At 47.6% G+C, this 1,292-nt stretch carries 1 protein-coding gene; it reads left to right on the top strand.

Going from position 1 to position 1,292, the window contains the following annotated elements:
• Positions 1-924, top strand: a 924-nt coding sequence (locus tag LZ23_RS11930; RefSeq protein ID WP_045214510.1) for a Fic family protein, incomplete at its 5' end; no start/stop codon positions are given.
• Positions 925-1,292 lie beyond the last annotated feature (368 nt).

The following is a 1,292-nucleotide window of genomic DNA, read 5'->3' on the forward strand; positions in this document are numbered from 1 at the left end:
GGAACGCAGTCATCCCTTTCAGACCTGCTGTTATTTGAACTGGATCAGGAGCCGAAAGTTCCTATGGATGATGTGCGTGAAGTAAGTAACTATGTCGCTGCACTTGACCATGGGTTGCGCCGGCTGAAAGAAGGATTCCCGTTGTCGCTGCGGTTACTCCGAGAGATCCACGAAATACTGATAGCCAAAGGGCGCGGAAGTAGTCAGACCCCAGGCCAGTTCCGGAGAAGTCAGAATTGGATAGGCGGAACTCGGCCAGGTAATGCAGCATTTGTCCCCCCACCGGCAGAAGAAGTCATGGAATGCATGAGTAAGCTTGAGCTTTTTATCCACGACCAGCCAAGGCCCATCCCCGTGCTTATCAAAGCAGCTTTAGCCCATGTACAGTTCGAGACGATTCACCCATTCCTGGACGGCAATGGTCGATTGGGGCGCCTGCTAATTACACTGTTGTTATGTGAGCAAAAGATATTGCGAGATCCAATGCTCTATCTAAGCCTCTACTTCAAGCTGCACCGTCAATACTATTACGAGTTGCTTAACAACGTGCGTCTAACCGGAGACTGGGAATCATGGCTCGACTTCTTCGCTGACGCCGTTATTATCAGTGCCGGCCATGCGGTTGAAACCGCCCAGCAACTTCTTAGTCTGTCAAAGCATGACCGTGACAAGATTAGCGGTCTTGGACGGGCTGCTACATCCACCCTGAAAGTCCACCGGGCACTCCTGGAACACCCTATAGCCACATCTGGTTCGTTGGTTAAGAAAACCGGTATTACCCCTGCAACCGTCAACAAGTCACTTGCTCATTTGGAACAGCTTGGAATTGTGAGAGAACTGACCTCCAGGAAGCGCAATCGTCTATTTAGCTATTGGAATTATATTGAAATAATGGATCGCGGAACAGAGCTACCTGGTAGCTAATTCTTTGTTCACTCAGAAACATTTCAGAACCCTTATCATCATGCGCCGTACAGAACAGATCTTGATCTGAACCAAAAAAAAGAAGCAGCCAGGTTAATTGAAGACATGATAAACAACGCTGCCAAGGCGTAAAAAAACATAATCAACCTGTCCCCCATTTCTTCCAATTCTTGTTCACCAAGGTGGTAGGCTTGCAAAGAAGAAAAATGAATAGAAAAAAACAGGCGGGATTAAGAAAAAAAACCGGACTCAATGTTCGGGACTGATTATAATGTTCTGATGCCTGCTTGAAAAGGGCGGGGTATGCGGGGTACATTAAAACTCAAAACGTAAAGAAAAAACAGGCGGGGTGGGGCTGGATATTGCGG

It is taken from the genome of Desulfonatronovibrio magnus, assembly GCF_000934755.1.
In the GTDB taxonomy this organism is placed as follows: domain Bacteria; phylum Desulfobacterota; class Desulfovibrionia; order Desulfovibrionales; family Desulfonatronovibrionaceae; genus Desulfonatronovibrio; species Desulfonatronovibrio magnus.